Origin of the sequence: Hydrocarboniphaga effusa AP103 (assembly GCF_000271305.1) — a bacterium.
GTDB lineage: Bacteria > Pseudomonadota > Gammaproteobacteria > Nevskiales > Nevskiaceae > Hydrocarboniphaga > Hydrocarboniphaga effusa.
The window spans coordinates 686,009-710,526 of sequence record NZ_AKGD01000004.1 but is presented as its reverse complement, the minus strand read 5'-3'; the positions used below and the strand labels follow the sequence as shown (position 1 = coordinate 710,526).

Annotated in this window: 21 protein-coding genes and 2 tRNA genes; 12 read left to right on the top strand and 11 right to left on the bottom strand. The window is 64.3% G+C overall.

Features of this window, described 5'->3' with window-relative positions:
• Window positions 1–52 precede the first annotated feature (52 nt).
• Both dnaB and alr read left to right on the top strand, forming a co-directional pair.
• The gene (gene dnaB, locus WQQ_RS22515) at window positions 53–1,405 is read left to right on the top strand and encodes a replicative DNA helicase (RefSeq protein WP_007187589.1); all 1,353 of its coding nucleotides are present in this window, start codon (window positions 53–55) and stop codon (window positions 1,403–1,405) included.
• Window positions 1,402–2,493, top strand: coding sequence for an alanine racemase (alr, locus tag WQQ_RS22510; RefSeq protein ID WP_007187588.1), 1,092 nt, complete (start codon window positions 1,402–1,404; stop codon window positions 2,491–2,493). Before dnaB ends, alr begins: the two co-directional genes overlap by 4 nt.
• Window positions 2,494–2,508: 15 nt before the next feature.
• On the opposite strand, the gene WQQ_RS22505 is transcribed toward alr, so the two are convergent.
• Complete coding sequence (locus WQQ_RS22505; RefSeq protein WP_007187587.1) at window positions 2,509–3,330, bottom strand: Stp1/IreP family PP2C-type Ser/Thr phosphatase; 822 nt, start codon at window positions 3,328–3,330, stop codon at window positions 2,509–2,511.
• Window positions 3,331–3,511: 181 nt separating this feature from the next.
• Between WQQ_RS22505 and radA the strand changes: the two genes are divergently transcribed.
• Window positions 3,512–4,879: a DNA repair protein RadA gene (gene radA, locus WQQ_RS22500; protein ID WP_007187586.1), complete on the top strand. Its 1,368-nt coding sequence runs from the start codon at window positions 3,512–3,514 to the stop codon at window positions 4,877–4,879.
• Window positions 4,880–4,940: 61 nt separating this feature from the next.
• Here the strand turns inward: radA and WQQ_RS22495 are convergent, their stop codons facing one another.
• The 4 genes from WQQ_RS22495 to WQQ_RS22480 all read right to left on the bottom strand — a co-directional run bounded on the left by WQQ_RS22495 (window position 4,941) and on the right by WQQ_RS22480 (window position 7,899).
• Entirely contained in the window at window positions 4,941–5,273 is a 333-nt protein-coding gene (locus WQQ_RS22495; protein WP_007187585.1) for a hypothetical protein, read from the bottom strand.
• Window positions 5,274–5,304: 31 nt separating this feature from the next.
• On the bottom strand, window positions 5,305–6,756 hold the full coding sequence (locus WQQ_RS22490) for a PhoH family protein (RefSeq protein WP_040455331.1): 1,452 nt from the start codon (window positions 6,754–6,756) through the stop codon (window positions 5,305–5,307).
• Window positions 6,757–6,855: 99 nt separating this feature from the next.
• Window positions 6,856–7,323, bottom strand: coding sequence for a peroxiredoxin (locus tag WQQ_RS22485; RefSeq protein ID WP_007187583.1), 468 nt, complete (start codon window positions 7,321–7,323; stop codon window positions 6,856–6,858).
• Between the two features lie 36 nt (window positions 7,324–7,359).
• A complete protein-coding gene (locus WQQ_RS22480) occupies window positions 7,360–7,899 on the bottom strand; it encodes a glycine cleavage system transcriptional repressor (RefSeq protein WP_040455655.1) in 540 nt (179 codons plus the stop codon).
• Window positions 7,900–8,103: 204 nt separating this feature from the next.
• Here WQQ_RS22480 and dapA point away from each other — a divergent pair, with 204 nt between their 5' ends.
• The 7 genes from dapA to WQQ_RS22445 all read left to right on the top strand — a co-directional run bounded on the left by dapA (window position 8,104) and on the right by WQQ_RS22445 (window position 15,226).
• Window positions 8,104–8,985 carry a 4-hydroxy-tetrahydrodipicolinate synthase gene (gene dapA / locus WQQ_RS22475; protein WP_007187581.1) on the top strand — a complete coding sequence of 294 codons (882 nt, stop codon included), beginning with the start codon at window positions 8,104–8,106 and terminating at the stop codon, window positions 8,983–8,985.
• A gap of 8 nt (window positions 8,986–8,993) precedes the next feature.
• Complete coding sequence (locus tag WQQ_RS22470; RefSeq protein ID WP_007187580.1) at window positions 8,994–9,296, top strand: hypothetical protein; 303 nt, start codon at window positions 8,994–8,996, stop codon at window positions 9,294–9,296.
• 72 nt (window positions 9,297–9,368) lie between these two features.
• A tRNA-Ser gene (locus WQQ_RS22465) sits at window positions 9,369–9,460 on the top strand.
• Window positions 9,461–9,541: 81 nt separating this feature from the next.
• Window positions 9,542–9,618 (top strand) — tRNA-Arg (locus tag WQQ_RS22460).
• A 200-nt stretch (window positions 9,619–9,818) separates the two neighbouring features.
• Window positions 9,819–10,070: a hypothetical protein gene (locus WQQ_RS22455; protein WP_157534839.1), complete on the top strand. Its 252-nt coding sequence runs from the start codon at window positions 9,819–9,821 to the stop codon at window positions 10,068–10,070.
• Between the two features lie 578 nt (window positions 10,071–10,648).
• Window positions 10,649–13,066 carry an SLBB domain-containing protein gene (locus WQQ_RS22450; RefSeq protein ID WP_192813013.1) on the top strand — a complete coding sequence of 806 codons (2,418 nt, stop codon included), beginning with the start codon at window positions 10,649–10,651 and terminating at the stop codon, window positions 13,064–13,066.
• A 6-nt stretch (window positions 13,067–13,072) separates the two neighbouring features.
• A complete protein-coding gene (locus WQQ_RS22445; RefSeq protein ID WP_083844701.1) occupies window positions 13,073–15,226 on the top strand; it encodes a YjbH domain-containing protein in 2,154 nt (717 codons plus the stop codon).
• 16 nt (window positions 15,227–15,242) lie between these two features.
• Here the strand turns inward: WQQ_RS22445 and WQQ_RS22440 are convergent, their stop codons facing one another.
• Window positions 15,243–15,923: a YjbF family lipoprotein gene (locus WQQ_RS22440; protein ID WP_040455329.1), complete on the bottom strand. Its 681-nt coding sequence runs from the start codon at window positions 15,921–15,923 to the stop codon at window positions 15,243–15,245.
• Window positions 15,924–16,111: 188 nt separating this feature from the next.
• Here WQQ_RS22440 and WQQ_RS22435 point away from each other — a divergent pair, with 188 nt between their 5' ends.
• Window positions 16,112–16,900: an SDR family oxidoreductase gene (locus tag WQQ_RS22435; protein ID WP_007187575.1), complete on the top strand. Its 789-nt coding sequence runs from the start codon at window positions 16,112–16,114 to the stop codon at window positions 16,898–16,900.
• 1 nt (window position 16,901) lies between these two features.
• Window positions 16,902–17,816, top strand: coding sequence for a 5'-nucleotidase (locus WQQ_RS22430; protein ID WP_007187574.1), 915 nt, complete (start codon window positions 16,902–16,904; stop codon window positions 17,814–17,816).
• Here the strand turns inward: WQQ_RS22430 and WQQ_RS22425 are convergent.
• The 5 genes from WQQ_RS22425 to map all read right to left on the bottom strand — a co-directional run bounded on the left by WQQ_RS22425 (window position 17,809) and on the right by map (window position 24,414).
• The gene (locus WQQ_RS22425) at window positions 17,809–18,804 is read right to left on the bottom strand and encodes a YheT family hydrolase (RefSeq protein ID WP_007187573.1); all 996 of its coding nucleotides are present in this window, start codon (window positions 18,802–18,804) and stop codon (window positions 17,809–17,811) included. The genes WQQ_RS22430 and WQQ_RS22425 overlap by 8 nt on opposite strands.
• Window positions 18,804–19,910 (bottom strand): succinyl-diaminopimelate desuccinylase, encoded by a 1,107-nt coding sequence (gene dapE, locus WQQ_RS22420; protein ID WP_040455648.1) that lies wholly within the window; start codon window positions 19,908–19,910, stop codon window positions 18,804–18,806. The genes WQQ_RS22425 and dapE overlap by 1 nt, the downstream gene beginning before the upstream one ends.
• Before the next feature lie 61 nt (window positions 19,911–19,971).
• Window positions 19,972–20,787, bottom strand: a complete 816-nt coding sequence (dapD, locus tag WQQ_RS22415; protein ID WP_040455645.1) for a 2,3,4,5-tetrahydropyridine-2,6-dicarboxylate N-succinyltransferase — start codon at window positions 20,785–20,787, stop codon at window positions 19,972–19,974.
• A 15-nt stretch (window positions 20,788–20,802) separates the two neighbouring features.
• Window positions 20,803–23,487 carry a [protein-PII] uridylyltransferase gene (gene glnD / locus WQQ_RS22410; RefSeq protein ID WP_007187570.1) on the bottom strand — a complete coding sequence of 895 codons (2,685 nt, stop codon included), beginning with the start codon at window positions 23,485–23,487 and terminating at the stop codon, window positions 20,803–20,805.
• Window positions 23,488–23,604: 117 nt separating this feature from the next.
• A complete protein-coding gene (gene map, locus WQQ_RS22405) occupies window positions 23,605–24,414 on the bottom strand; it encodes a type I methionyl aminopeptidase (protein ID WP_007187569.1) in 810 nt (269 codons plus the stop codon).
• Between the last annotated feature and the right edge of the window lie 104 nt (window positions 24,415–24,518).

The window sequence follows — 24,518 nt, the reverse complement described above, 5'->3', positions numbered from 1 at the left end:
CTAAACGGCCCGCTCAGCGGGCCGTTTTTATTTGTTCTGGTACACAATCGCGATGCCCGATCCCAAGCAGCCCCCGTATTCCATCGAGGCTGAGCAGTCCGTACTCGGCGGCCTGCTGCTGGACAACCGCGCCTGGAACGAGCTCGCCGATCGGCTCAGCGAGGCCGATTTCTACCGTGTCGATCACCAGCTGATCTACAAGGCGATCTGCGATCTGATCGGCTTCGGCAAACCCTGCGACTTCGTGACGCTGGCCGAGCATCTGCGCACGCAGGAGAAGCTCGAGGAGGCCGGTGGCCTGTCGTATCTCGGCACGCTCGCGGCCGATACGCCGAGCGCGGCGAACATCGTGGCCTACGCGGACATCGTGCGCGAGCGTTCGGTACTGCGCAGCCTGATCGCGGCCGGCCAGGACATCAGCGACCTGGGCTTTCGCGCCGAAGGGCGCCAGCCGCAGGAGCTCATCGACATCGCCGAGCAGAAGGTCTTCAAGATCCGCGAGCGCGGCACTCGTGCTCAGAGCAGCTACTTCGACATGCCGGCGATCATGGCGGGCGTGTTCGAACGCATTTCGTCGGTGCGCGACAATCCGCAGGGCACCGCGGGCCTGCCGACCGGCTTCGTCGAGTTCGACAACAAGACCAGCGGCCTGGGCGAGGGCGATCTCATGATCCTCGCGGCACGTCCGTCGATGGGCAAGACCACGCTGGCCGTGAACATCGCCGAGTACGTCGCCTTCGAGCGCAAGGAGGGCGTGGCGATCTTCAGCATGGAAATGTCGGCCGAGCAGATCGGCTACCGCGTGATTTCCTCGCGCGGCGGCATTCCGATGCAGAAACTGCGTTCGGGCGAACTATCCGACCAGGAGATGGACCAGCTCACCTGGACCATCAACCGGCTGCGCGAAGCGCCGATGTTCATCGACGAGACCGGCGCGCTGTCGCCGAACGACCTGCGCGCGCGCGCGCGGCGCCTGGCGATGCGCACGAACCTCAAGCTCATCGTGGTGGACTACATCCAGCTCATGCAGGTGCCGGGCACCAAGGACAACCGCACCGGCGAAATTTCGGAAATTTCGCGCAGCCTCAAGGCGCTGGCCAAGGAGCTCAAGCTGCCGATCATCGCGCTCTCGCAGCTCAACCGCGGCGTCGAGCAGCGCGACAACAAGCGCCCGCGCATGGCCGACCTGCGTGAATCGGGCGGTATCGAGCAGGACGCCGACCTGGTGGTGTTCATCTATCGCGACTGGGTCTACAACAAGACCAGCGACGACACCCAGGCCGAAGTCATCATCGCCAAGCAGCGTAACGGCCCGCTCGGCACGGTTCCGCTCGAATTCCACGGCCAGTACACGCGCTTCGAAAATCCGCGGCAGCCGTTCGCGGTGGCGGACTACGAGGAATGAACCAGCGCGCCGTGGCGACGGTGAATCTGGCTGCCATCCGCCACAACCTCGCGCAGGTTCGCCGCTACGCCCCGAACTCGTGTGTCATGGGCGCGGTGAAGGCCGATGCGTACGGTCACGGCGCGGTGCCGGTCGCGCGCACGCTCGAAGCCGCCGGCATCGATGCGCTCGCGGTCGCCTGCATGCAGGAGGCCCAGCAGTTGCGCGAGGCGCACATCCGCGCGCCGATCGCGCTGCTCGAAGGCATCCTGAGCGCCGAGGAAGCCACACTTGCCGCCTACGAAGGCCTGCAGATCGTCGTCAACGATTTCTGGCAGATCGAGCTGCTCGAGCGCATGCCGCAGGGCGCGACGCTGCAGGTCTGGTTCAAGCTCGACAGCGGCATGCACCGGCTCGGGTTTCCGTTGTCGGCGGTGCCGAAACTGCGGCAGGTGCTGCAACGCAATCGCAGCTGGCGTTTCTGCGGTTGGATGACGCATCTGGCGCGTGCCGACGAGCCCGAGGTGTCCGCGACGGTCGAGCAGATCGAGGCTTTCGACATCACGCTCGCGGGTATTGCCGGTGCGCGTTCGATCGCCAATTCGGCGGGCCTGCTGGCCTGGCAGCAGGCCCGCCGCGACTGGGTGCGCCCCGGGCTCATGCTCTACGGCGCGAGTCCGCTGCCCGGCAAGACCGGGCGCGCTCTCGGCCTGCGGCCGGCACTGACGCTGACGAGCCGGCTGATCGCGATCCGCGAGTATCCGGCCGGCAGCGCGATCGGCTACGGCGCGTCGTATCGCTGCCCGGAGACGATGAAGATCGGCGTGGCCGCGGTCGGCTATGCGGATGGCATTCCTCGCAGCCTCGCGAGCGGAGCGCCTGTGCAGGTGGCCGGCCGTCCGGCGACGATCGCGGGGCGCGTTTCGATGGACATGATCACGCTCGATCTGCGCGCGGCTCCGCAGGCCCGGATCGGCGATGAAGTGGTGCTCTGGGGTGAGCATGCTCCGGCCGAAATCGTCGCCGAACATGCGGGCACCCTGGCCTACGAGTTGTTCTGCGGCCTGACCAACCGGGTGCAGTTCGAGTACGTCGATCCGGCGGCCTGAGCGCCGGGGCGGCGGCTAGAACCAGTCCTTGAGCTTCTGCAGCAACGGGCGATTCGACGGCGGGCCCGGTTCGAGGCGGGCGAGGGCGACCGAGATATTGTCCTTGCCGCCGCCCTGCAACGCCAGGTTCACGAGCGCGCGCGCCAGCAGGTCGAGCTTGAAGCCGCGAATCTCCATGATCTGCTGAATCTGCTCGTCGCTCGTCATGTCGGTGAGCCCGTCCGAGCAGAGCAGGTACAGATCGCCGATCTGCGCGGGCTCTTCGATGATGTCGATGTTGATCTCGGCGTCCACGCCGAGCGCCCGCGTGACGATGTTCTTGCGTACGAACCGGGACGCGTCTTCGCGCGAATACTGGCCGCTTGCGATGAGCTCTTCGAGCAGCGAATGGTCGCGCGTGATCTGCGCAAGCTTACCGGCGCGGTAGCGATAGGCGCGCGAGTCGCCGACGTGCGCGATCGTCACGAGCCCGCGATGGATCAGCAGCGCGACCACTGTGGTGCCCATGCCCGTGCAGCTCGGGTCGATCGAGGCGCGCGAGAGCACGGCCTGGTGCGCGGTTTCGACCGCGCTCTTGAGCAGGGCCGATTCGCGCCGGTATCCGGTGGCCGGATCGCGCTCGCCCGAACCGATTTTGGGCAGCTGGGCGCGCATGACCTGCAGGATGGTGGCCGTGGTGATCGCGCTCGCGACTTCGCCGGCGTTGTAGCCGCCCATGCCGTCGGCGAGTACGAGCAGGCCGAGCGAGACGTCCTGGGTGAGCGAATCCTCGTTGTTGGTGCGGACGTTTCCGACCTCGGTGGCCAGATGGGTCGTGAGCTGGTAGTTCAGCGGCATCGACTCGAGGTTCTCGTCCTGGGGAGAAGGGATGTCGTCAACGGCGGCGGAGGCAGCCGGCCGAAGCGCCTCGAGGTCGGCGGCCGCCGGACCGCGCCATACTACAAAAATCCATCGGGGCCGGAATACGTGAAGATCACCCACGCGGGCTGTCGATCGGCCAACAAAATCAGGGGTTAGCGTGACCAAGCTTGCAAGCAGGAAGAACAACGTTCGATACGTCTGCCAGTCCTGCGGGGCGCAGACGACCAAATGGGCCGGGCAGTGCGCCGAATGCGGAGCCTGGAACACGCTCGTCGAGACCGTCGCCGAGGCGAGCTCGCCCGCTCGCCGGGCCGCGATCGCCGGCCAAGTGCGCATCGAGCGCCTGCACGAGGTCAGCGCCGACGACGCCCCGCGCGTGTCGTCGGGACTCTCGGAGATGGACCGCGTGCTGGGCGGCGGCATCGTGCCGGGCGCGGTGATCCTGATCGGCGGCGATCCGGGCATCGGCAAGTCGACGCTGCTGTTGCAGGTGCTCGCCGCGGTCGAAGGCCGGCTCGACACGCTTTACGTCTCGGGCGAGGAATCGCTCTCCCAGGTCAGCCTGCGTGCGAGCCGGCTCGGCTTGCCGAGGCTCGATCTGCCGGTGCTCGCCGAGACCAGCGTCGACCTGATTCTCGACCAGCTCACCCAGCATCGGCCGGGCTTCGTCGTCATCGACTCGATCCAGACGCTTTACACCGAGGCCCTGGATTCCGCGCCCGGTTCGGTCTCGCAGATTCGCGAGTGCGCGGCCCGGCTCGTGCGCTTCGCCAAGGCCAGCAACACCACGGTGATTCTCGTCGGCCACGTGACCAAGGAGGGAGCCATCGCCGGTCCGCGCGTGCTCGAGCACATGGTCGACACGGTGCTGTACTTCGAGCACGACGCCGGCAGCCGCTATCGCATCGTGCGCGCCGTCAAGAACCGCTTCGGCGCGGTCAACGAGCTCGGCGTGTTCGCGATGACCGACGGCGGCCTGAAGGAAGTCAGCAATCCGTCCGCGCTGTTCCTGTCACGGCACGAGCAACCCGTTTCGGGCTCGGTGATCACGGTGACGCGCCAGGGCAGCCGGCCTTTGCTCGTCGAGGTGCAGGCGCTGGTCGATGCAAGCCACATCGGCAGCCCGCGCCGCGTGACGCTCGGCTTCGAAGGCAACCGGCTCAACATGCTGCTGGCCGTGCTGCATCGCCACGCGGGCATCGCACTGTCCGATCAGGACGTGTTCGCGAACGTGGTCGGCGGCATGCGCATCCAGGAGCCGGCGGCGGATCTGCCGCTGCTGCTCGCGACGCTGTCGAGCTTCCGTGGCCAGCCGGTGTCGGGCACCACCATCGTCTTCGGTGAAGTGGGGCTGGCTGGCGAAATCCGCCCGGTTCAGGCCGGCGAGGAACGGCTCATCGAAGCCGCCAAGCACGGTTTCAAGCGCGCCATCGTTCCGGAGGCGAACAAGCCGCGCAAGAACGCCAGGCTCGGCATCGAAGTCACGCCGGTCGCCCGGCTGGAGCAGGCGATCGACGCGCTCTGAGAAAAGCGCTGCCCCCGGGCTATTGCGGATCCTCGCTGAGCCGGGCCGTTTCCCGCCTGCTTCAGAGGAAGCTCGAAACCGCCGCCGGCAGCTTGAACTGCTTGTCGGTGAGCCGATCGTAGAGCAACACCGTGAGCCACTCGCGCGAACTCGAGAACGACTTCAGGCGAATGTAGCGATCGTCGCCGTTGCGCTCGAGTTCATAGCGTTCGATCGCTGCAGTGACGGTGTCCTTTTCACCCTTTAGCAGAGCGGTAAGCTGGACTCGGCTATTGGCGGTATCGATCTGCACTTCGACGATTTCGCCGTAGCGGCCGAGCTTGTCGTTCAAGAAGCTTTTGAGCGCGAGGCCCATGGCTCCGTCTTTCATGCCTTTGGCGATCTTGCCGAGCATTCTTCGAATTCCTGAGAATTTTCGGGGCCGTTCAGAGGACGTCCGAAGCGTGCGCGGCCAAGCGAGAGCGCTCGCCGCGGGCCAGGGTGACGTGACCGCCGTGCGCCCAGCCGCGGAAGCGATCGACCACGTAGGTCAGGCCCGACGTCGTCTCCGACAGATACGGCGTATCGATCTGCGTGAGGTTGCCGAGGCAGATCATCTTGCTGCCCGGGCCGCAGCGCGTGATCAGCGTCTTCATCTGCTTGGACGTGAGGTTCTGCGCCTCGTCGATGATGACGAAGCGATTCAGGAAGGTGCGGCCGCGCATGAAGTTCAGCGAGCGGATCTTGATGCGCTTGGACAGCAGATCGTTGGTGGCCGCTCGTTCCCAATCGCCCGCGCTGCCTTGCTGGGTGAGCACTTCGAGGTTGTCCATCAGCGCGCCCATCCAGGGCGTCATCTTCTCTTCTTCGGTGCCGGGCAGAAAACCGATGTCGTCGCCGAGCGGCACGGTCACGCGCGTCATGATGATCTCGCGATAACGCGGCTCATCGAGCACCTGCGCGAGGCCTGCGGCGAGCGTCAGCAGCGTCTTGCCGGTGCCGGCGGTGCCGAGAATGGTGACGAAGTCGATATCCGGATCGAGCAGCAGGTTGAGCGCGAAATTCTGCTCGCGGTTCTTGGCGTGGATGCCCCAGACCGGCGTCTTGCCCACGCGATAGTCACGGATCACGCGCAGCTTGGCCTTGTCGTCGTCGATCGACTGCACGCTCAGCTCGAGCCCGCGATCGTCGCCGTCCGCCATGTAGAGGAACTGGTTCGAATACCACTCCTTCACGCCGGGACCCTGCAGCTTGTAGCAGGCGCGACCGCGCTCGTCCTGCCAGCTTTCCATCTTGTCGCCGTGGGTCTGCCAGAAATCTTCGGTCAGCTCGGTGTAGCCCGCCGGCAGCAGGTCGAGGTCTTCGAGAACCTGGTCGTTGTGATAGTCCTCGGTGTGCACGCCGACGATGGCGGCCTTCAGGCGCAGGTTGATGTCCTTGCTGACCAGCGCGACCTTGCGTCCCGGATTCTTCTGCTGCACCGCGAGCGCGGTCAGCAGGATGCTGTTGTCCGGCTTGTTGCCGGGCAGGATGCCGGGCAGGCTGGTTTCGGTCGGCGTGGTCTGGAAGAACAGGCGACCACTCGCGGGCTCGCCGACCTTGCCGCCGCCGAGCGCGGGGTTCTTGCGAATGCCGCTCGGAATCGGCAGGCCTTTCTCGATTTGCGCGTGGTTCTTGTTGGCGACCAGCTCGTCGAGCTGGCGGCTCACCTGGCGCGCCGTGCGTGCGGTGTCCGACGTGCCTTTCTTGAGGCCGTCGAGTTCCTCGAGCACCACCATCGGAATGAACAGGTCATGTTCCTCGAAGCGGAACAGGCTGCTCGGATCGTGCATGAGCACGTTGGTATCGAGTACGAAGATTTTTTTCTTCACGAGTGTCCGTTTGGATTGGAACCGCATGGACGACCGTCGCCGGTCGTGAGAGAGGGTGCTGCGAGGAAGGGCCGGTTCTTCAAGAATCCAGCTTGTTCAAAGATCGAATCTTCAATGGCTGCCGCTTCAGAGCGCTTTGACCGCTTCGAGCACCGCGTCGGCGTGGCCCTTGGTTTTCACCTTGCGCCATTGCTGCACCAGCTTGCCCTTGGCATCGAACAGGAAGGTGCATCGGTCGATGCCCATATATTTTCTGCCGTAGAGGCTTTTCTCGACGATGGCGCCGAAGGCGTCGCAGGCTTTCTCCTCGGCATCCGAAATCAGCGCGAACGGAAAGCCGAACTTGGCGCAGAAGTTGTCGTGCGACTTGACGCTGTCCTTGGAGATGCCGACGACGTCGGCCCCGGCCTTCTTGAATTCCGCATAAAGCCGCGCGAAGTCCTGGCCTTCGAGCGTGCAGCCCGGAGTGTTGTCCTTCGGATAGAAGTAGACGACGAGCTTGTTGCCCGCGTACTCCTTCTTGAGGCTGATGGTGCGGCCGCCGTTGGCGGGCAGGTTCAGGTCGGGAAGGGAGTCGCCGGCTTGGATGCTCATTGGCTGGTGTTTGGGCTCTCGTCGTACCGCAGGAGGTCAAGTCTTGATCGGGTCCAGCATGCCGTCCGCATTGAGATCGTCGCAGAGATCCATGAACGATTCGCGCAAGGCCTGCGGATGCTGGTTCACCGGAACGTGCAGCACCATCTGCACGCTGCACATCTCGGCACCGGTGTAATTGGAGGCGTACTTCTGCGTCGAAATCTCCGCGACCTCGACGTCCTGGCTGCCGAAGAACTCGAGCAGGTGCACGAGCAGATCGGGCTGCTGCGGGGCGATCACGTCGGCCGCGTAGGGACGGAATTCCGGGTTCTGCTCTCGCGGGCCGCAACGCTCGTACCGAACCTGCAGATCGAGCTTCTGGGCGATGCCGGGCAGCGCGGTTTCGAGTCTTCCGAGCGCGCTCCAGTTGCCGGAGACCACCAGGTTGGCGGCGAGGCGATCGCCGATGGGAGCGATGCGACAGTCCTCCACCTCGCAGCCGCGCTCGCGAATGGCGCGAAACAGCTCTAGGGGAATGTTCGGACGGGCGCGAGCGAGTACGGATATGGAGAGCAGGCTGTCTTGGGAGGACATCGTGTCGCTGGCAAAGAGAATGGAGCGAGTGTAGGCAGGCATCCCCGAAAAGTCGAACCTGCATTTCCCGTGTCCGGTCGCTCCCAAACGGCACAGGCCGAAACGATGTCGGAGCGCCCTCACACGCTATACTCGCGCCCGCTTCCGGACGGCCGCGCCGCCCGTACCCCTCGAATCCAACTCTTCAATTCACCTCAAAGCGCCATGATCAAGGGCAGCCTGGTAGCACTGATTACACCGATGAGCGCCGATGGCAGCGTGGACTACGCCAGCCTGGACGCCCTCGTGGAATGGCACATCGCCGAAGGGACCGACGCGATCGTGGCCGTGGGAACCACCGGCGAATCGGCCACGCTCGACGTGGAAGAGCACATCGAAGTCGTCCGCCGGGTCATCGCCAAAGTGGCCAAGCGCATTCCGGTGATCGCCGGAACCGGTGCCAACTCGACGGTCGAGGCGATCGAGCTGACCGAAGCCGCCCGGAAGGTCGGCGCCGACGCCGCCCTGCTGGTGACGCCGTACTACAACAAGCCGCCGCAGGAAGGCCTGTATCGTCATTACCGTAGGATCGCCGAAAGCGTCGAACTGCCGCTGATCCTCTATAACGTACCGGGCCGCACCGGCGTCGACATGCTGCCGGCCACGGTCGGCCGTCTGGCCCAGGTGCCCGGCATCGTCGGCCTCAAGGAAGCCAAGGGCGACCTCGGCCGAGTGCGCGACCTGCTCGCGCTCGGTCTGCCGGAGAGCTTCGCGCTGTATTCGGGCGACGATGCCACCGCGCGCGAATCGATCCTGCTGGGTTTCCACGGCGATATTTCGGTCACCGCCAACGTGGCGCCGAAACTCATGCACGAAGTTTGCGTCGCGGCGGCGGCCGGTGATGCGGCAAAGGCGGCTCAGCTCGACGAGAAGCTCGCCCTGCTTCACAGCGACCTGTTCATCGAACCCAATCCGATCCCGGTCAAGTGGGCGCTGCACCGCATGGGCCGTATTCCCGAGGGCATCCGCCTGCCGCTCGTGCCGTTGGAATCATCTTCTTATTCGCGTGTCGAAACGGCTCTTCGCGCCGCTGGAGTGCTTTCATGAGGTTTTGCTTGTCGTTCGCTGCCTTGGGCCTTGCCGTACTGGCGACGGGCTGTGCTTCCAACAGCTATTGCCTGGGCAAGCAGGACTACGACAACGCCGAGGATCGCATTCCGCTGCAGGCGGTGAGCGGCCTGAAACTGCCCGAATCCCCAACCGCCCTGCGCGTACCCAAACGCACGCCCGATGGCGTGCCGTACGGAGTCGCCGATGCGAAAGGCGATGGCGTCTGCCTCGACAAGCCGCCGACGCTGACCTCGGCCACCGCCACCGAAGCCGTTGCAACCCCCGCCAAACCGGCCAAAAAAAAGTAGAGCCGCCTCAACCGGTCGCCGCTATAATGCGCGCCGGTTATCGGCAAGACCTGTTGTACCGATGTCGCTTCCGGAGAGATGTCCGAGTGGTTTAAGGAGCACGCCTGGAAAGCGTGTATACGGGTCAAACCGTATCGCGGGTTCGAATCCCGCTCTCTCCGCCAATTCCTGAAAGGCCGGATTTCATCGCGATTCCGGTTTTCCTGCCTGCGCCGAACTCGCTCGCTGCCGCCGACCCAAGCAACGCGCCCGTAGCTCAGTTGGATAGAGCAACGGCCTTCTAAGCCGTGGGTCGCAGGTTCGACTCCTGCCGGGCGCGCCATTTTCTGGTTTGAATGCCTTTCGAAACAAAGGCGTCATAGCGGCGCGAAGTCACATTGTCCGCCTTTCGTTCAGCTTGAACTTACGCATTGACCATGTAAGCTCTCCACGGAGCATTAACTGTTCATTTTGTCGGACTGGCATTCTCTTGTTATGCTTCGGCCCATCGCACTGCAACATCGCATTCTTTCGGAGATTCAGATGAAAAAGCTTATCGCTGTTCTGGCCAGCACTTTGGTGTTCAGCTCGATGGCGTTCGCCGCCGAAGAGGGTGCTGCAGGTTCTGCCGGCGCTGATGGCGCGGGCGCTACCAATGTTCCGCTGACGGTTGGCGTGACCGCTGGCGTTGCCGGCGCGATCGGCGCGATCGTGAATGCCGCTGCCGGCGATGACGAAGCCAACAGCACGACCAGCACGAGCACCAGTACCAGCACCGCTACCGCGACTCACTAACCTAAGTTTACTTAGCGACGCTGCTGTTTCGGTTGTAAAGAAGGCCAGCCTCGCTGGCCTTCTTTGTTTGCGGCTGCCTACTCGATAATTATCGATATCAATTGTCGAGTCATTGCCTGAAGTGCCGATTCCATCGGCCGAGAATCAATCCTGGGGTGAGAATGAAAACGGGAGTGGAAAGGTTCCGCCTCGTCATCGCGCTGGTTTCGATGCTGTGGATGGGCGCTAGCGCCGCCCAGGTTTCTACGATCGATCCTTCGGTGCTGTCCAGCCTGAGTCCTGAGGAGCGCCAGCAGCTCATCAATGGGTTCGGCGGCGGAAGCGACGGCAGCGGTGGCTTGAGCAATCAGGATCAGACGCTCTCCAACCCCCGTGTCGTCGATTCCCGAAGCCGGGATGCCGATCAATTCGAGCGACGCCCCGGGTCACGGAATCTGGACGATGCTCAAACCTACGATCCGGCAGCCGGCGATTGGGATGAGTCCCAAGGCTCGAGAAGCACGCGTTATCCGTTGAATGGTGCAAATGGGGCTTCGTCGTCTGGCCGCAGCCGCGGCGATGACGATTTCATCGGCTCGATGAATCCGCGTTCCGAATCGCGCACGCCATTGCAGAACCCCTACGAACAGCCGTATCGGGAAACTCGTCGCAATCGCTCCCCCCAGCCGTTCGGCTACGAGCTGTTTTCCGGGGTTCCGAATACCTTCGCTCCGGCGACCGATATTCCGATTCCGGCCGATTACGTGATCGGGCCCGGCGACAATGTCCGCGTTCAGCTGTTCGGCAATCAGAACCAGACTTTCACCTTGCTGGTGTCGCGGGACGGGACCATCAATTTCCCGAAGCTTGGGCCGATCGTCACCACCGGGCTGCGCTTCGATGAGCTGCAGTCGATGCTCGAGGAGCGCGTCGGCCGCGAGATGATCGGCACGACGGCGAGTATTTCGCTGGGCCGTCTGCGTTCGATTCGGGTTTTCGTGCTCGGCGACGTTTCTCGCCCAGGCTCCTATACGGTGTCGTCGCTGTCGACGATGACGCACGCCCTGTTTTTGAGCGGCGGCGTCAGCAATGTCGGCTCCTTGCGCCATGTCGAGCTCAAGCGCGCCGGACGGCTCGTGCAAACGCTCGATCTCTACAAATTCCTGCTCGCCGGCGATTCGAGCTCCGATCTGCGCCTGCAACCTGGCGATGTCGTCTTCGTGCCACCCGTCGGTGCGCGCGTGACGGTGGAAGGCGAGGTCAAGCGGCCTGCGATCTATGAGATCAAGCAGGAGCGCTCGCTTTCGGATGTACTCGCGCTCGCAGGCGGACAGATGGCTTCGAGCGACAAGACTTATGTCGAGGTCGAGCGCATCGCGGCCGGCTCGGAGCGCACGGTTCTCAACTTCGATGCGGCCAAGCCGGCCGACCTGCGCGCGGCGATCCAGGATGGCGATGTGGTGCGCGTTCGCCGCGTCTCCCGGCAGATATCGAACGAGATCAAGGTGACGGGCTATGTGAAATATCCGGGCACGTATCCGTGGTCGGAGAATCGCGACTTGAGTACGGTGCTCAAGCAGGCTGGTCTGAAGGCCTCGGATTCGGATGCCGAAATCTATCTGCCGATCGGGCTGCTCCAGCGGACCGACAAGACCTCGGGCGTGCGCGAGTTCATCGACTTCAATCTGGCGGATTACGCCAGCGATACGCCCCCATCGTTGCTGCCGCTCGAGCCGAATGACCTGGTGATCGTGTTCAGTCGCGCGGACATCGCGTACATGAGCTCGTTCGAAGTCGAAGCCGCGTTGAACGGAAGCCGGGTCACGGCGACGAATAACTGCTCGGCTCTTCTCGAGCTTCGTCAGCTCGTCAACAGCCAGCGCGCGGCGCGCTTCCTCAATGTGCTGTCGTCCGAAAGCCTGGTGCGCACGGCCGATTCCACGCGGGCCCGCCTGCGTTGCCCGGATATCTTCAAGGAGGTTCCGGGGGCGCTTCCGGCGCTGCTCGATCGGGGCGTCGGTGTTTACGGCGAGGTGCTGCGCCCCGGGCTTTATCCGGTCGCCAAGGGTGCGAGCCTGCCGCTTGTATTGCAGGCTGCGGCGGGTCCGACGGCGGAAAGCGATCCCAAGAACATCGAATACGTTTCCTACGAGGAGACGGTCGCGAATGGCCGTGCGCGCTACCAGAAGATCGATCTGACGAACACGGACCTGCGGTCGTATCGCATTTCATCCGGTGACACGCTGAACTTGCGTCCGATCTACCTTGATCAGGAAGTGGGCTCGATACGCCTGATGGGCGAAGTGAAGTTTCCGGGAACCTATGGCGTGGTCCGGGGCGAAACCTTGTCGCAGGTGCTCGCACGCGCGGGTGGGCTGACCGACAACGCCTATCCGTACGGAGCGGTGTTCACGCGCGAGAGCGCTCGAAAGGCCGAATCGGCTTCGTTCAAGCGCGCGGCCCGCGATCTGCAGGAAGCGGCCGTGACCGCGATCAGCAGCAGTGGCCAGAGCGGCGATGCCTCGTCGACCGCAGCGTTCTTCGATGCGGTGGTGAAGCGGCTCGAGAACGCGACGCCGGTGGGGCGTGTCGTCGTGCAGGCCGACCCGGCCATGCTCAAGGTCAGGCCGGAGCAGGACGTGATCATCGAGCCGGGCGACGTGCTGATGATTCCGAAGCGCCCGACTTCGGTAGCGGTGGCGGGACAGGTATTGAACCCGGGCTCGCTGGCCTTCGAATCCGGCTTGTCCGCCACCGACTACATCGAGCGCGCCGGTGGTGTGGCGCAGGCGGCCAAGAAGAGCCGGGCCTTCATCGTGTTCCCGGATGGCGCCGCCAAGCAGCTCAACATTTCGAGCTGGAATTTCTCGCGCCAGGATGTACCGCCGGGCAGCCTGATCATCGTGCCTCGCGATGCGGCGCCGTTGAACAAGTGGCTGTTGTCGGAGCGCCTGCTGAGCATTTTCTCGAACCTGGCCATTTCGGCGGCGGCCTTGGTCACGATCAACAACAACTAGCCTGAAATGAGAGCCGGAAAGCCCGGGCTGTTGATGCTTGGGTTGCTGATGAGCGGGCAGGCCAGCGTTCGCGCCGAGCCTGTCCACTCATCGAGCGACTATGGCGGCGTTGGCCTGTTGCAGGTACCCACCGCAAGATTCGCGGAGGATGGGCAGATCACAGGCGGCATCTCGATCGTCTATCCCTATCATCAGGCCTTGCTCGGCATGCAGCTGCTGCCCTGGCTCGAAACGCAATTGCGCTACGTCGACGTGCGCAATCGTCGCTACGGCCCAGAAGATTTCAGCGGCGATCAGACCTACAAGGATCGCAGCATTGACTTCAAGGTCCGGCTCTTGCAGGAGGGCGACGCCTTGCCGTCGCTCGCGGTAGGCGTCATGGATATCGGCGGCACTGGCCTGTTTTCGAGCGAGTATCTGGTCGCCACCCGGCGCGTGTGGAACTTCGATTTCACTCTGGGTCTTGCTTGGGGCAGGCTCGGTTCCAGAGGCGGAATCAAGAATCCGTTCACCTTGGTGTCGTCGGCAGCCGAGGAGCGTGATGCGCTGAGCACTCCCGGCGGTGTTCCGGTCGAAAAATGGTTTCGTGGTCGCGAAGTCGGATTGTTCGGCGGTGTCGAGTGGCAAACGCCGCTGCGCGGCCTGAGCCTCAAGCTCGAATACGACGGCAACGATTACCAGCACGAAGCGTCCACCTTGGGCGATCCGCCCAACAACCAGGAAATCCACTTCCCGGTCAACGCTGCCCTGAACTGGCGCCTCGCCAACGCCGTCGACCTGTCCGTCGGCGTCGAGCGCGGTGACACCGCCATGCTGCGTGTTTCCGCGTTCACGAATCTTGTCAGCCAGAAGGGCCCGCCGAAGATTCTCGATCCGGTTCCGACGCCGACATATGCGAGCGAGCAAGCCAGCAAGGGCGATCCGCTCAAGCGCGAGGAGAGCGTCGACACGAGCTTCCTGGCTCAGCTCGAACAGGAACTCGCGCGCCAGCGCATCACGCTGATCGCGCTCGATGCCGACGACGACAAAGGCGTGCTGACGGTCTGGTTCACGCAAAAGCTCACGCGCGATCCTCATCGGGCGATCGGGCGTGTCTCTCAGACGCTCGCGGTGCTGGCTCCGCCACGCTACGGCGCGTTCACCGTGGCCAACGTGGACGGCGAGCGCGAAAGCTACCGCGTCACCACCTTGCGCAAGGACATCGCGGCGGCGGTCGATTTCAAGGGCAGTGTCGAAGAGATTCGCGCCTCGAGCCTCGTCGATACGCCGTCTGCCCGGGCTTACGCCGGCGCCGATTTCCAGCAGCCACCGAAGATGCCGGCTTTCAGCTGGAGCATGGGGCCCGCGCTGCGCCAGCACATCGGCGGGCCCGACGATTTCTATTTCGGCCAGCTCTGGTGGCGCGTCGGTGCCAATCTCGATCTGACTTCACGCTGGTCGATCAATGGCTCGGTCGGCGCCAACATCTACAACAACTTCGATGGTCTGAAGGTCCGCGACACCAGCGAACTGCCGCACGTGCGCAGCGACATCGTCCAGTACATGAAAGAGGGCGAGAACAACATCGTCCGCCTCGAGACCAACTACGTCTGGCCGATCTCGCAGTCGTGGACCGCGCGAGTGTCCGCAGGCATCTTCGAGGAAATGTATGGCGGCGTCGCTGGCGAAGTGCTGTACGCCAAGCCGTACCAGCCCTGGGCCGTCGGCTTCAACGTCAACCGCGTCCGCAAGCGTGATTTCGACCAGCGCTTCGGTTTCCAGGACTACGAAATCACCACTGGACACCTGACCGGCTACTTCAACCTGCCGATCTGGAATCTCGAGATGACGGTCAGCGTCGGCCGCTACCTCGCGGGCGACTACGGCGGAACCTTCCAGCTCGCACGCGTTTTCCCGAGCGGCGTGAAGGTGGGCGCTTTCGCGACCAAGACCGATGTCTCGGCCGAACAGTTCGGCGAAGGCAGCTTCGACAAGGGCCTGTTCCTGTATCTGCCGCTGGATCTGTTTTCGCTGCGATCGAGCCAGCGCGGTGCGACGCTCGTCTTCAAGCCGCTGACGCGCGATGGCGGCCAGAAGGTGCGTGACGGTGCCGCGTTGTACAGCCGCTTCGAGGCCAACGCCTACGATCAGGACGCGTCCTGGGTCGACGTCCTCAAGTGAGGCGACCCGATGCGTCTCAGGCCGGCGGTCGCTTCAGCACCTGAAACTCGATCGCCGGGCTGCCGTCGATGATGAACTGCCGGCTTTGCCAGATCAGCGCGCTGCGCTTGCTGAGCCAGTGCAGATTCGTCGCCTTCCAGCGATTGGCGCCGTAGCGGGCCTCCTCGCGAACGCGCAGGGTTTCGAACGGGCGATCGAGAATGCTGATCGTCTCGCTGCCTTCGACGCGAAAGCGGGCGCGCACCGATTCGCCGTGGGCCGCCGCCGTGTCGACGCTCCTGGAGGTTTCCAGGCCATCGATCTGCGGATGCTCGTAGTCGTAGGCATCGAGCAGGTCCTGCCCGAACAAGCGCGTGCCGAGCAGGTCGGACGCAAGCCCCACCGACCGCACGATGCGGCCCTTGCGCGTGACGAGCAGGATGCGGTTCGCCGAAATCCAGTACAGATCGTCGCCCCGCACCTCGTTGAGCACCATGATGCCGCGGCCCCCGCGACCGATGCGCACGCCGAGCTGGGCGAAGGCAAGGTCGTCGACCTGCTGGCGCGTGCGCGCGTACGCGTCGCTGCCGCCCAGGGTGGCGGTGAAGCTGTCGTGCAGCATGCCGAGCGTCGAATCGGGGGTGCAGCCGGCCAGCGCCAGCGGCAGGGCTCCGAGCATCAGGCGCCGGCGGGCTGGATCGTGAGGACGATAGAGCATGGGTGAGGTCGATGTTCGCGAAACGCAAAACCGACTCTACCACTCGAAGCTGCGCGTCAAGGCAGAAGCCCGAAGCTCGCAAGACTCACGGTGCTACCGCAAGCCATCACCTCGCTGCATTGAAACCCCCGGCCGGTCGCGACAGACTCGTGGTCGGCCGGCCCTTGTTTGAGCCAACAGGACGCGACATGACGGATATTGCAGGCAAGGTGGTCTGGATCACCGGTGCATCGAGTGGCATCGGCGAGGCGATGGCCTACGAGGCCAGCGCCGCCGGGGCCAAACTCGTGTTGAGCGCGCGCCGGCAAGCCGAGCTCGAGCGCGTTCGCTCGGCCTGCGCGCATCCGCAGAACGTCGCGCTGCTGCCGGCCGACTTGACCGACTTCGACGCCGACAGCCTGCACGATCGCGCCGTCGCGTTCTTCGGGCCGGTCGACGTGCTCGTGAACAACGCCGGCATTTCGCAGCGCAGCTCGGTGATGGACACCAGTATGGCGGTCTACCGGCGCATCTTCGAGCTCGATTTCTTCGCTCCCGTGGCGCTGACCAAGGCGGTGCTTCCCGGCATGAGCGCGCGTGGGCAGGGCCACATCGTCGCCATTTCGAGCGTGGTGGGCTATCTCGGCACGCCTCAGCGTTCGGGTTACGCGGCCGCCAAGCATGCCGTGCAGGGGTTCTTCGATTCGGTGCGCGCCGAATCCTGGCGCAGCGGCGTGAAAGTCACGATCGTCTGCCCGGGCTACATCCGCACGAACGTCTCGATCAACGCGATCACCGCCAGCGGCGAGCGTCACGGCCTCATGGATCGCGGCCAGGAAAAAGGCATGGATGCGCAGCGCTGCGCGCGCAAGATCTGGAGCGCGGTCGCGGCCGACCGCGAGGAAATCGTCATCGGAAAAGAAGCGCTCGCGGTGCTCGTCAAACGCTTCGCGCCGCGTCTGGCCTCGTTCGCGCTCAAGCGCGCGAAGGTGACCTGACATGGCCGTGAGCCTGCAGAACAAGCTCGTCGTCGCATTGTCTTCGCGCGCGCTTTTCGACTTCGAAGAAGAGAACCAGGTCTTCGAAAGCAGCGACGATCGCGCCTACATGAGCGTACAACTCGAGCGCATCGACCAGGTCGCCAAGCCGGGCGCCGCATTTCCGCTCGTGCGCAAGCTGCTCGCGTTCAATACGGCCGAGGCGAATCGCGTCGAAGTGGTGATCCTGTCGCGCAACGATCCGGTGTCGGGCTTGCGCGTGTTCCGCTCCTCGCGCGCGCACGGGCTTTCGATCGAGCGCGGCGTGTTCACGCGCGGGCGCTCGCCGTATCGTTATCTGAAGCCGCTCGGCGCCGTGCTGTTCCTGTCGACCAACGAGGCCGATGTGCGCGACGCGCTCGAAGCTGGCTTTCCGGCGGCGCGCGTCTATCCGAACTCGGTGCGCGCGGCCGAGCAGTATCCTGATGAAGTGCGCATTGCCTTCGACGGCGACGCCGTGCTGTTCTCCGACGAAGCCGAGCAGGTGTTTCAGCGCGACGGCCTGCCGGCGTTCATCGAGCATGAAACCGAGCGCGCGAGCACGCCGTTGCCGCCGGGTCCGTTCAAGCCCCTGCTCGATGCGCTCGATCGTTTGCAGAAAGCGGGCGAAGGCCATGCACCGATGCGCCTGCGTACTGCGCTCGTGACCGCGCGCAGCGCGCCCGCGCACGAGCGCGCGGTGCGCACGCTCATGCAGTGGGGCATCGAGGTCGACGAGGCGATGTTCCTCGGCGGGCTCGACAAAGGCGCATTCCTGCGCGAATTCGAGCCCGATTTCTTCTTCGACGACCAGACGCGCCACTGCGATTCGGCTGCGCTCGTGGCGCCGACCGGCCACGTCGCGGCCGGCATCGCCAACCTGCTGAAGATCAGCTAGCGCGGGCCAGCAGTTCGAGCACGCGGTCTTCGGTCCAGGTGTTCAGGCGCCAGTCCTGAATGAAGCCGCAATGGCCGCCGCGATCGGTGGCTTCGTAGTGCATCACCGAGCCGCGTGCCGAAAGCCCGGTGAAATCGGCGATCGGAACCACCGAGTCGTCGCCCGCGGTGATGATCCCGAGCGGCGAGGGCGAGTTCACGAGCATCTCGGGCGTGAGCGTATAACGCTCGAAGTAGTCTTCGAGCCCGTCGTACTCGGTGAAATCCTCGACGAAGCGCTGCGTCATCTCGATGAAGTTGCGCAGCTTGCGGTGACTCGTGAAGTCGTACTGGCCTGGCCAGGCTTCGGCCTTGAGCTGCTGCGTCAGCAGCCACTTCTGCAGAAAGTAGCGCTGGAAAACCCTGGGTCCGTTGTCGATGGCTTCGAGCGTGTGACGCGGATGAATCGAAGGCGAAATGCCGATCGACACGCGTGGGTATAAGCCTGTTGCCGGCCCTTGCAAGCCGACGCGCAGCGCAAAATTTCCACCGAGCGAGAAACCGATCACCGCGAATTCGGCCGCAGGTGTGTGCCCATCGAGTGCCCGGATCGCGCGCACCGCGCCGAGCACTTCGCTCATGCGCGCCGAGTGGAACATGGCCTGATTGAGTGCGTGGGAGCCGCCGTGATCGCGCAGGTTCAGGCGAAACACCGCGTATCCGGCCCGATGCAGCGCGCAGGCCATCGAGACCAGATACGCCGAGTCGTGATTGCCTTCCCAGCCATGAATCAGCACGACGAGCGCGCGCGGTGCCTGCGGCTGTGGCGTGTAGTGGCCGGTCAGGCGAACGCCATCGCCGCAATCGAGCACATGGCTCGTCGAGATCGGCGCGAGATCGATACCGCGCTTGCGCCAATGCCTGGCCGCGGGCCGCTTGGACGCGAGCACGGTCTGCACGAGCGCACTGCGCAGACCGAAGCCCGGAGCGAACGTCGAGACGCTGCGCATCAGCGCATCAGGCGTTCGAGAATGCTCTGATAAATCGCGGACAGCGGCTCCAGATCGTCGATACGCACGTGCTCGTTGATCTTGTGGATGCTGTCGCTGATGGGCCCGATCTCGACGGTCTGCGCGCCCCAGGGCGCGATGAAACGCGCGTCCGAAGTGCCGCCGCCCGTGAAGAAGTCCGGCTTGCGCCCGGCCACTGAAAGGCAGGCTGCTTCGGCGGCTTCGATCAGCGCGCCACGCCGCGTCAAAAACGGCTCGCCCGACAGCCACCAGTCCGCTTCGTACTGCGGGCAGTGACGATCGAGCACCGCGTGCACGCGCGCCTTGAGCGAGTCGGCGGTCGATTCGGTGCAATAACGGAAGTTGAAGACCGCAGTCGCTTCGCCCGGAATGACATTGTTCGCTCCGGTGCCGCCGTTGAAGTTCGATACCTGGAACGAGGTCGGCGGAAAGCTTTCGTTACCCGTATCCCACGCAATCGCGACGAGTTCGGCCATTGCGCTCGCGAGCCGGTGCACGGGATTGTCGGCCTTGTGCGGATACGCGACGTGGCCTTGCTTGCCGATCACGCGCAGATTACAGCCCAGCGAGCCGCGACGGCCGGTGACGATGCGATCGCCGAGTGTTTCGTTCGACGAAGCCTCGCCGACGATCGCGTAATCCGGCACCACGCCGCGCGCCTTGAGTACGTCGACGACATGGCGCGTGCCGTATCGGGCCGCGCCTTCCTCGTCGCTCGTGATCAGGAACGCGAGCGTGCCTTTGACCGGACCCTGCGCGAGCACACGTTCGACCGCGCAGACCATCGCCGCGATGCCCGATTTCATGTCCGCCGCACCGCGGCCATAGAGCAGGCCGTCGCGCACGGTCGGCGTGAACGGATCGCTGGTCCATTGTGCGAGCGGGCCGGTCGGCACCACATCGGTGTGGCCGGCCAGGATCATCAGCGGCGCGCCGCTGCCGAGTGTGGCCCACAGGTTCGTCACGCCGCCGGCATTGATGTACTCGAACGAAAAGCCCAGCGGCGCGAGGCGCGATTCGAGCAGCTCGCAACAGCCGGCGTCGTCCGGCGTATTCGAGCGCCGCGCGATCAATGCGCAGAGCAGGTCGAGAACGGGGGCTGCTTCAAGCCGTCTCCCGTCTCCCGTCTCCCGTCTCACCGCGGGCTCACTCGTCGCGCAGCAGCGCGTTGATGCCGACCTTGCTGCGGGTTTGCAGATCGACGCGCTTGACGATGATCGCCGCGTTGAGGTTGTAGCGGCCGCCGTCCTTGGGCAGCGAACCCGGCACCACAACGGCACCTGACGGTACGCGGCCATACGTGATCTCGCCGCTCGCGCGATCGTAGATCGGCGTGCTCTGACCGATGAACACGCCCATCGAGATCACCGCGCCCTTTTCGACGATCACGCCTTCGACGATCTCCGAGCGCGCGCCGATGAAGCAGTCGTCTTCGATGATCGTCGGCGAAGCCTGCAGCGGTTCGAGCACGCCGCCGATGCCGACGCCGCCGGACAGATGCACGCGCTCGCCGATCTGCGCGCAGGAGCCGACCGTCGCCCAGGTGTCGACCATCGTGCCCTTGCCCACGTAGGCGCCGATGTTCACGTAGCTCGGCATCAGGATCGCGCCGGAGGCCACGAAGGCGCCCTTGCGAACCGCGGCGGGCGGCACCACGCGCGTGCCGGCTTTCTGGAAATCCTCGGCGGTCCAGCCGTCGTACTTGAGCGGCACCTTGTCGTAGCCGCCGAGCTGGCCCATCTCGATCGGGATGTTGTCGTGCAGGCGGAAGAACAGCAGCACAGCCTTCTTGAGCCAGTCGTTGACTTGCCAGCCGTTCTCGGTGGGCTCGGCGACGCGGGCCTGCCCGCTGTCGAGCAGCGCGATTGCGGCGAGCACGTTCTCACGCGTCTTGGTATCGCTGGAGTTGAGGCTGTCGCGGCGTTCCCAGGCGTGTTCGATGGACACGCGCAGATCAAGCAGATTCATGTGTGAGCTTTAGTGAGTGCTGTTGTGATCGAGGGTGCGGACGAGCACTTCGCGCAGCTCGTCCAGCTGTGACGGGTCGCTGATCGGCTTGTGATCGGCATCGGTGATGAAGAAAACGTCTTCGGCGCGCTCGCCGATGGTGCCGATCTTGGCGGCGTCGAGCAGCAGCCCGCGCTTCTGGAAGATGCGGCCGATCATCGACAGCAGGCCGGGGCGATCGGCCGTCACGAGTTCGAGAATCGTGCGGTTGCGCACCTTGTCGAGCGAGAAGCTCACATCGGTCGGCGTATCGAAGTGCTTGAGTTTCTGCGAGGTGCGGCGATTGACGTCGACGACCGAGATGTTCGGATCGGCGAGCACGCGATGCAGGGAGTCGCGAATCTCTTCGAAGCGATGCCCCTGCGAAATCGCACTGCCGTCGCCCTCCATGACCACGTAGGAGTCGAGCGTGAAGCCGTCTGCCGTGGTGTTGATGCGCGCATCGAGAATGTTGAGTCCCAGGCGAGCGAGCACGCCGGTGGACAGGCCGAACAGATGATCGCGATCGGGTGTGTAGACGAACACCGTGGTGCCACGTCCATCGAGCATGCTGACCAGGATCAGCGGCAGCTCCTCGGGCTTGGCGTTGATGATCTCGGGCAGATGCCAGGCGAGCTCTTGCGGCGAATGGCGCAGGAAGTAATCGCTTTCGAAGCGCGCCCAGACCGCTCGCGCCTGCTCGGGCGTCACACCCGAGCCCTTGAGGATTTCGAGCGCCGCGATCTGTGCTTCGGTCGCGATGTCGCTGGCTTGCAAAGGGTTGTCGAGACCGCGTTCGAGCGCACGCGCGGTCGAGCGATACAGATCGGTCAGCAAGGTCGCGCGCCACGAATTCCAGAGCGCAGGATTGGTTGCGCGAATGTCGGCGACCGTCAGCAGGAACAGGTAATCGAGCCGCTCGCGCGCGGCCACTTTCCTCGCGAACGCGGTGACCACCTCGGGATCGCTGATGTCGGCGCGCTGCGCGGTCAGCGACATCGTCAGGTGATTCTTCACAAGCCAGCCGACAATCTCCGCATCCGCGTGCGAAAGGCCGTGATCGAGACAGAACTTCCTGGCTTCGAGCAGGCCGAGTTCGGAGTGATCGCCGCCGCTGCCCTTGCACATGTCGTGGAAGAACGCGGCGATGTAGAGCAGCTTGGGTTTCTCGAGCTTGCCGAACAGCTCATTGCAGAACGGCAATTCGTGCGCGAAGCGCGGCAGCGCCATGCGGCGCACATTGCGCACCACGTAAAGCGAATGCTCGTCGACCGTGAGCGTGTGGAACAGGTCGTACTGCATGAGCCCTACCACCTTGCCGAATGCCGGCAGGTAGCGCCCGAGCACGCCGTAACGGTTCATGCGCCGCAGATTGCGCGTCAGGCCCGCGCCGTGACGGAACATCTCGATGAACAGGCCGCGTGCGCGCGAATCTTCGCGCGCCTCCTGCGTGAGCAGGCGGTTGTCGCGCAGGATCAGCCGAACCGTCGCCGCCGAAATGCCGGCGAGCTTGGGGTTCTGCTGCAGCAGCAGGAAGATTTCGATGAGCGCCGCCGGCTGCTTGCGAAACACCTCCTCGTCGCGCGCCTCGATGTACGCGCCGCGCGTCTGGAAGCGTGCATTGAGCGGCACTGCGGGCGGCTGCTGGTCGCCATGCAGGATCGCGTCGTCGAACAGCTGCAGCAGCATGTCGTTGAGACAGGACAGCGACTTGATCGTGCGGTAGTACAGCTGCATGAACTGCTCGACCGCGCGGTTCTTGTCGGTGTCCACATAACCGAACAGTCCGGCGACCTTGATCTGGTGATCGAACAGCAAACGGTCTTCGCGGCGGCCCGTGATCATGTGCAGCGCGAAGCGCACGCGCCACAGGAAATCCTGGCCGGCGAACAGCTCGTCGCACTCGTTCTTGGTCAGGAATCCGCGTTCGCGCAGTTCGTGCAGCGTCTGCGCGCCGAAGTGGCGCTTGGCGACCCAGCCGATCGTATGGATGTCGCGCAGGCCGCCCGGGCTTTCCTTGACGTTGGGCTCGAGCTTGTAGCCGGTGTCGTCGTACTTGCGGTAACGCGCGGCCTGTTCCTCGCGCTTGGCACGGAAGAATTCGCCGACCGGCCAGACCTTGTCGGGCGTCAGCGCCGCTTGCATCTGGGTGTAGAGGCTCGCATCACCGATCAGCCATCTCGATTCGATCAGATTGGTGATGACGGTGATGTCCTTGGCCGCCTCGCTGACGCATTCGTCGACGGTGCGTACGCTCTGGCCGACTTCGAGGCCGATGTCCCACAGGAACGCGGTGAAACGTTCGAGCGCGCCGCGATGCTGGTCGAGCGCATCGCCGGCATGCAGGAGCAGGATGTCGATGTCCGAATGTGGCAGCAGTTCGCCGCGACCGTAACCGCCGACCGCGACGAGCGTCACGCCGGCCAGCGTCTCGGGCAGCGCACGCAGCCAGGCTTCACGCAGCACTTCGTCGACGATGTGCGCGCGAGCATGCACGAGCGAGTCAGCCGGCTGGCCTTCATCGAACAATCCGTAGAGCCGGTCGCGGCCCCAGGCGAGGGTGTCGCGGAAGGCGACGATCGGTTTGACGGTGTCGGCGCGCAGGCGCGCGCGAATCTTGCGCGCCGAAAAAACGGCGGCGGCTTCGTCTTCGGCTAAGTCGAGTTCTGCGCCCATGTCGTGATCAATCGCTGAAGCCGGGATTGTCTCACGGCTGGCTGGACAAGGGGCGAAAAAACGAAGCGGCGGCCCGTCGGCGATTGCCGACAGGCCCGCTTCGTCAGGCGCGATGATTCAGATGGTTTCGTTGCTGCGCTGCGTCAGCACTTCGAAGCCGGTTTCGGTGACGAGCACGGTGTGCTCCCACTGGGCCGACAGCGAATGATCCTTGGTGACCGCAGTCCAGGCATCCGGCAGCAGCTTGGTCTCCGGTCGGCCGGCGTTGAGCATCGGCTCGATCGTGAAGCACATGCCGGCCTTGAGCTCGATGCCCGTGCCCGGACGGCCGTAGTGCAGCACTTGCGGATCTTCGTGGAAAATTCTGCCGATGCCATGGCCGCAGTATTCGCGCACGACCGAGAAGTTACGCTGCTCGGCGTACCGCTGGATCGCCGCGCCGATGTCGCCGAGGCGAGCCCCGGGACGAACCAGACGGATGCCCTCGATCATCGATTCGCGCGTGGTTTCGACGAGACGACGGGCAAGAATGCTCGGCTCACCGGCGAAAAAGGTCTGGCTGGTGTCGCCATGCCAGCCGTCCTTGATGACGGTGACATCGACATTGATGATGTCGCCCCGCTTGAGCAGCTTGGGCCCCGGAATGCCGTGGCAGACCACGTGGTTGATCGAGGTGCAGATCGATTTCGGGAAAGCCGGGCGTCCCGGCGCTGCGCCGTAGCCGAGCGGGGCGGGGACGCAGCCCAGCTCGTCGACGATGAAGGTATGGCAGATGCGGTCGAGCTCCTCGGTGCTCACGCCAGGCTTGACGTGCGGGGCGATCATCTCGAGCACGCTAGCGGCTGCGCGGCCGGCGGCCCGCATGCCCTCGATGGCCTCGGGCGTGGACTTCAGGGAAATGCTCGAATTGTTGCCGGTGGAATCCACTACGTTGACCGTCTGGCTCGTTGTTCAGCGGAGCGCCGCATGGTATAAAGCCGGGCTTTTTTTTGCAAAGCCAGGGTCATCGAGCTCGCTCGAGCACTCTGAAA

Bases quoted from the DNA above. Each gene is read 5' to 3' on its own strand.
- WQQ_RS22440 (WP_040455329.1), bottom strand. From the start codon at position 15,923: ATGCTCTATCGTCCTCACGATCCAGCCCGCCGGCGCCTGATGCTCGGA.
- dapA (WP_007187581.1), top strand. From the start codon at position 8,104: ATGATCAAGGGCAGCCTGGTAGCACTGATTACACCGATGAGCGCCGAT.
- WQQ_RS22485 (WP_007187583.1), bottom strand. From the start codon at position 7,323: ATGAGCATCCAAGCCGGCGACTCCCTTCCCGACCTGAACCTGCCCGCC.
- WQQ_RS22480 (WP_040455655.1), bottom strand. From the start codon at position 7,899: ATGTCCTCCCAAGACAGCCTGCTCTCCATATCCGTACTCGCTCGCGCC.
- glnD (WP_007187570.1), bottom strand. From the start codon at position 23,487: ATGGGCGCAGAACTCGACTTAGCCGAAGACGAAGCCGCCGCCGTTTTT.
- WQQ_RS22505 (WP_007187587.1), bottom strand. From the start codon at position 3,330: ATGCCGCTGAACTACCAGCTCACGACCCATCTGGCCACCGAGGTCGGA.
- WQQ_RS22495 (WP_007187585.1), bottom strand. From the start codon at position 5,273: ATGCTCGGCAAGATCGCCAAAGGCATGAAAGACGGAGCCATGGGCCTC.
- WQQ_RS22450 (WP_192813013.1), top strand. From the start codon at position 10,649: ATGAATCCGCGTTCCGAATCGCGCACGCCATTGCAGAACCCCTACGAA.
- WQQ_RS22445 (WP_083844701.1), top strand. From the start codon at position 13,073: ATGAGAGCCGGAAAGCCCGGGCTGTTGATGCTTGGGTTGCTGATGAGC.
- WQQ_RS22455 (WP_157534839.1), top strand. From the start codon at position 9,819: ATGAAAAAGCTTATCGCTGTTCTGGCCAGCACTTTGGTGTTCAGCTCG.
- dnaB (WP_007187589.1), top strand. From the start codon at position 53: ATGCCCGATCCCAAGCAGCCCCCGTATTCCATCGAGGCTGAGCAGTCC.
- alr (WP_007187588.1), top strand. From the start codon at position 1,402: ATGAACCAGCGCGCCGTGGCGACGGTGAATCTGGCTGCCATCCGCCAC.
- WQQ_RS22490 (WP_040455331.1), bottom strand. From the start codon at position 6,756: ATGCGGTTCCAATCCAAACGGACACTCGTGAAGAAAAAAATCTTCGTA.
- WQQ_RS22435 (WP_007187575.1), top strand. From the start codon at position 16,112: ATGACGGATATTGCAGGCAAGGTGGTCTGGATCACCGGTGCATCGAGT.
- WQQ_RS22425 (WP_007187573.1), bottom strand. From the start codon at position 18,804: ATGCGCAGCGTCTCGACGTTCGCTCCGGGCTTCGGTCTGCGCAGTGCG.
- WQQ_RS22430 (WP_007187574.1), top strand. From the start codon at position 16,902: ATGGCCGTGAGCCTGCAGAACAAGCTCGTCGTCGCATTGTCTTCGCGC.